This is a genomic window from Streptococcus suis (genome assembly GCF_046032535.1).
Classification (GTDB): domain Bacteria; phylum Bacillota; class Bacilli; order Lactobacillales; family Streptococcaceae; genus Streptococcus; species Streptococcus suis_AK.
Genome location: NZ_JARQPL010000065.1, coordinates 1 through 4810, shown reverse-complemented (window position 1 = coordinate 4810; position 4810 = coordinate 1). Strand labels below are relative to the sequence as shown.

Annotated in this window: 5 protein-coding genes; 3 read left to right on the top strand and 2 right to left on the bottom strand. The window is 31.6% G+C overall.

Annotated features, from left to right (window positions below):
• Positions 1-567 precede the first annotated feature (567 nt).
• Positions 568-1383: a hypothetical protein gene (locus P7J58_RS11170; RefSeq protein ID WP_142350888.1), complete on the bottom strand. Its 816-nt coding sequence runs from the start codon at positions 1381-1383 to the stop codon at positions 568-570.
• A gap of 13 nt (positions 1384-1396) precedes the next feature.
• On the bottom strand, positions 1397-1648 hold the full coding sequence (locus P7J58_RS11165; RefSeq protein WP_226960990.1) for a helix-turn-helix domain-containing protein: 252 nt from the start codon (positions 1646-1648) through the stop codon (positions 1397-1399).
• Between the two features lie 93 nt (positions 1649-1741).
• Here P7J58_RS11165 and P7J58_RS11160 point away from each other — a divergent pair, with 93 nt between their 5' ends.
• From P7J58_RS11160 to P7J58_RS11150, 3 genes are all read left to right on the top strand, one after another.
• Positions 1742-2977 carry an N-6 DNA methylase gene (locus P7J58_RS11160; protein ID WP_099832190.1) on the top strand — a complete coding sequence of 412 codons (1236 nt, stop codon included), beginning with the start codon at positions 1742-1744 and terminating at the stop codon, positions 2975-2977.
• Positions 2967-3623 carry a hypothetical protein gene (locus P7J58_RS11155; protein WP_099832189.1) on the top strand — a complete coding sequence of 219 codons (657 nt, stop codon included), beginning with the start codon at positions 2967-2969 and terminating at the stop codon, positions 3621-3623. Before P7J58_RS11160 ends, P7J58_RS11155 begins: the two co-directional genes overlap by 11 nt.
• 241 nt (positions 3624-3864) lie before the next feature.
• Positions 3865-4704, top strand: coding sequence for an AbaSI family restriction endonuclease (locus P7J58_RS11150; RefSeq protein ID WP_408556355.1), 840 nt, complete (start codon positions 3865-3867; stop codon positions 4702-4704).
• Positions 4705-4810: the final 106 nt, after the last annotated feature.

Below are 4810 nucleotides of genomic sequence, written 5' to 3'. Positions count from 1 at the left end.
CCCCTTTTATTTTTAGTGTAACATAAAAACTAACCCACCACAAAACGTGATAGGTTAGTTAACTTAATGACATTGAGAACCACCTCCCCTAATTTTTAGTAGAAGTTCAAAAGTTGAAAAAATTATATAATGTATTATTAGTCGCTATTAATTCTTTGTTCTTCGTTCCTTCCTCGATGGTAATTATGCTTTTTCAAAATATCATATTATTTTTCCCAATAAGAAAGCTTCATAAAAGTAGGTGAGTTATAATCTAATAATGTTTGTTTGTGAGATTTAAATAAAGAATATCCTAGGAATGAAGAAAATAATAATCAAGTTTTATATCTCACAGCAGGTCAGTTGTATAATAAATCGGACTTTGGAAAACTGGAATAAATTAGAGTATAATGGGCTGTAAATCTATATAAATACGATGATTTTGACTATTAAGGGTAGAGCCGGAGAGGGGATGAAGTCAAATATCTTAAGATGCCCCATCAATAGTGATAGGCTCCTTTTTTATATAAAAATATGACAAAAAATACAATAGTTGGTAGTATATTACCAACTATTGTGGCTAAATTGTTACTCGTCATTCGAATCAAATGAGGTGTTTGCAATATTTAAGTAAGACTGAAGAGGTGGATAAGGTATCCTTTTCAATTTACCGAAATTTGTATCTTCGTTTAAATCTTTCCCTTCATTCTCTTTTCTTCCATATGATGTATAATCAATTTCTATATTTGCTTCTAACTTGTGACGACCTTGCTTGCTGAGTATGGTAGGTGTTTCAAAATGACCAAACCAGCCACCATTGCTTTTATACATACGGCGATCTCTAGCTAAAACACACTCATAAACAGGAAAAATATCGAAACCAATTATTGTTGGAGAAAATAGATTAGGATTATCAATTCTTTCTTTAAGTGCATATGAAATTACTAACAACATATCTTTATCAGGGATTACATTCTTAAATGTTACCTTTTGCGTAAGGCGCGCAGACGGCTCTCGAGGAGTTGGTGGTTTTTTCATCTCGATATTTGGATTATCTACAAACAAGAGTTTTAATTCGAGTCGTTTTCCAGATATATGGAGATAGTCAGGATAACCTTCACGGTCACCAAGTATTCCTTCGTTTTTAGTTAAGCCAACTGAATTAAATGTATCAGAGTCGGTTAATATAGACAGTTTAGGTATACAAGCATCCATAAGCGAGCCTACAATTGTTCCAATCTGTGAAGGCTCAAAAGCTTTTAGTATTTCTTTTGGAATTGATAGAACATTGAACTGAGCACCAATAAGCGGTGATAGACTTTGTCTCATGTTTATTATTTCTTCTTCTGAGATAACATTAGCATTTAGTTGTTTGATATAATTTTCATAGTTATCTTTGTGCATGAAACCCATTATATTATAGCCTCTCTTTAGTATATTTTATTGGAATGATATCGGAAAAGCATATATTTAGTGCATCTATCCATCTCAAAAACTCAATGACATCAAGTCTACGTTCGCAGTTCTCAATTTTTGAAATAAAAGATTGTGCTTTGCCCATTTTGTTTGCTAGTTCAAGTTGTGTTATTTGTTTATTTGTTCGAATTACACGTAAACGAGTAATGATTTCAATGTAATCCTCGTCATATATACTTTTCAAATTTTCCACCTCCAATACTATTATAATACCCCAATATAGGATATTCCGAAAAAGGATTTTTAAACAACCAAAAGACGATGGTCTTTACAAAAAATAGCAAATATGTTAGAGTTATTTAATGGAAGGTTGGTGAAAAATATGGCAACAAGAAAAAATAAAAATCCGAATACATTTGAGGGACTATATAAACGTTTAGAAGAGGTCATATTGGCTAATTCTGGAGAAAGCGAATTTGAAGAAGTTTTTAAATTAATTATTTTAAAATTATGGAATGAATTAAATGACGAGCCTGATGAACTTACAATTGTTACTGCGAATCACAAATTAAAAAAGATTGATACAAAATGGGAGGGCGTACTGTCTGAAACAAGATTCTTAATTTCAGAAGAACAGTATCAGATGTGTATTTCTATTTTAAAGAGATTCTCATTATTGAAAGATGACTATGAAAGTGTTGATGGAATATTTGAATTTTTAGTTTCTAAAGAAAAAAAAGGAGCGAAAGGTCAGTACTTTACACCAAGATATATAGTAGATTTTTGCACTAAGATTATTTCTCCAAAACAAGGAGAAAAAATTCTTGACCCTGCGGCAGGTTCAGGTGCATTTTTATATCATGCGCATATGAATGATACTTCAATTGAAGCAAATGATTTGTGGGGATTTGATTTCGATGTAGTTGCAACAAGAGTAGCAAAGTTATTAATGTATATTTCTGGTTTAGATGGAGCTCATATTTTCCGACTAAATAGTTTAGTAAAGAATAATAATTCAGCGGAAGGTGAGAACGTTACTACGATTGAAGATATGCTTCGAATTGACAAGCAGAAAGAGTTGTTTGAGGTAATAATGACAAATCCACCTTTTGCAGGAGAAGTTACTGAATCTGAAATTCTTGATAGTTATTTTGTTTCAGCAGGAAAAAATAGGATGGAAAGAGATGTTTTGTTTATCGAAAGATGTATTGAACTGTTGAAACCTAATGGAAGAATGTCAATTGTTCTGCCAGATAATATTTTTGGTAGTAAAGAAACGGAAGATTTACGAAAATGGATAAATGAAAGATGTAGAATAATTGGTGTGGTTGGTATTCCGCGAAATACATTTATGCCTCATACTGCGGTGAAAACTAGTATATTGTTTTTGCAAAAACGTGAACAAAAGAATAAAAGTGAAGAAAACATATTCTTTGCAATAAGTGAAAAACCAGGAAAAGACGGAAGGGGCAATGTAATATATAAAAATGATATACAAATGTGGTCTGAGATTGATCATGATTTAAATGATATTCTAGTTGAATTTTATAAATTTAAAGAAATAGAAAAGATTGGATGGTAATCTTGTGGCAATATGTATTTTAAAGTCAAACAAACAATTAGGCGCTAATTTTATTTTGACACCTGAGAGATACAATCCAAAAAGAAGGATGAATATAGATAGTGAAGAGACTATTTTAATGTCAGAAGTAATAGAATTGGCTAATGAAATTATTACTACGAAACAAGGCAAAGGTAAAGACATTATTCAAATCAATACTTCAGACGCAATGGGTGGCTATTTGAACATAAATCTTGAAGTGACACAAGCAATTAATAGTAATAAAAAAATATTGAAGAAAGGAGATGTTATTATTTCGCGACTCCGACCATATCTAAAACAAGTAGCTTATGTTGATGAAGAACGTGAAGAAATTTTAGGCGCATCTACGGAATTTTTTGTTCTAAGATCTAGAAATGATGAGTCCATAGCATATTTGGTTCCATTTTTACTTTCTAAGCCGGCACAATTAGTGTTTGAAAATTCTGTTGAGGGAAGCCAACATCCACGTTTCAAACAGGAAGATATTTTAAATCTTCAAATACCAAAGAGTATATATTTTAATAGAGAAAAAATATCAAAGAGGGTAGCAGAGGCAATTGTATCGTACAGAATATATGAGAGAACTATACATAATGAGATTATCGAAATGAATAAAATAATGTAAAACAAAAAGAGGAAGTATATCTTTTTAGACGATGATTCTCAGGAAACCGGTTATTCAATTCATGATGTGGAAGTTGCACTTGATGATATCACAACTGTGAAACAACAAATCCAAGCCTTTTGGCAACAAGTGAGAACATTTGATTTTACAGGGCACTGTGGTAAGGAAGACTGTGATTTCTGTAAACTAGGAGAGTATGTAGATTTTAAGCAATTAAAAAATTAAATCAACAGGAGTTACTATGGCTAGAACGATAGATGAATTGACATATTATGCTAAATTATTGTCAAAGTTACATTATAAAAAGTATGAATTTTATGTAGTTTCTAGGATTATTCATCTTTTGAATGATAGTGAGATTCAATTTACTACCCAGCAGGTAGTTAGAAAGTCTGACGGGAAACGCTATTTGATTGATCTCTATTTTCCTCAATTTAGATTAGCTGTTGAAGTTGATGAAGAATACCATAAATCTCAAATTGAGAATGATCAATTGCGAGAACGTGAAGTTGTTGCTTACGCTAATGTAGATTTTAAAAGAATAGATTGTAGTAATGAGTCTAGTTTAGAAACTGTTCATGAACACATAGATAACCTGGTAAATCATATTAGAGAATTGAAAAATACTAAGCAAGATTTTGTACCATATTCGTATGCGGAAGAATTCTCAGTTGAAAAGTGGAAGAAACTTGGAACTATTTCTGTTGATGATAATGCGAAGTTTAAAACACATGCAGACGTGCTAAAATTATTTGGAAAAGATTTCAAACAACATCAGAAAGGAACGTCGCCACTGAATAATTCTATTCAGGTATGGTTTCCAAAACTGTATGACAATGGTGATTGGAAAAATTCACTTTCAGAGGATGGTACTAAGATTTTCCAATCCAGAGTCGCCAGAGTCGATAGTAAAATGAAGGTAAGTGGAATTAAAGATTCAATTGTTTTTGCTCATCAAAAAGATGTTCTTGGGAATATCTATTATACCTTTAAAGGTGTTTATCGCTGTATAAAACACACTGAGGATACAATTGAATATGAACGTATTTCTTCTAAAATTTTTTTAAGTGACTACTTATAGCAGATAAAAAAGAGCCGCGAAAGCGACTCTTTCAGACTGAAGACAAAGTCCTTAGAATTGATTTTCTAAGGGCTTTTCTTCGTATTTAGGAGTATAATATAAGAAA

Coding starts and splice junctions, on each gene's coding strand:
- P7J58_RS11170 (WP_142350888.1), bottom strand. CDS start 1,383: ATGCACAAAGATAACTATGAAAATTATATCAAACAACTAAATGCTAAT.
- P7J58_RS11160 (WP_099832190.1), top strand. CDS start 1,742: ATGTTAGAGTTATTTAATGGAAGGTTGGTGAAAAATATGGCAACAAGA.
- P7J58_RS11150 (WP_408556355.1), top strand. CDS start 3,865: ATGGCTAGAACGATAGATGAATTGACATATTATGCTAAATTATTGTCA.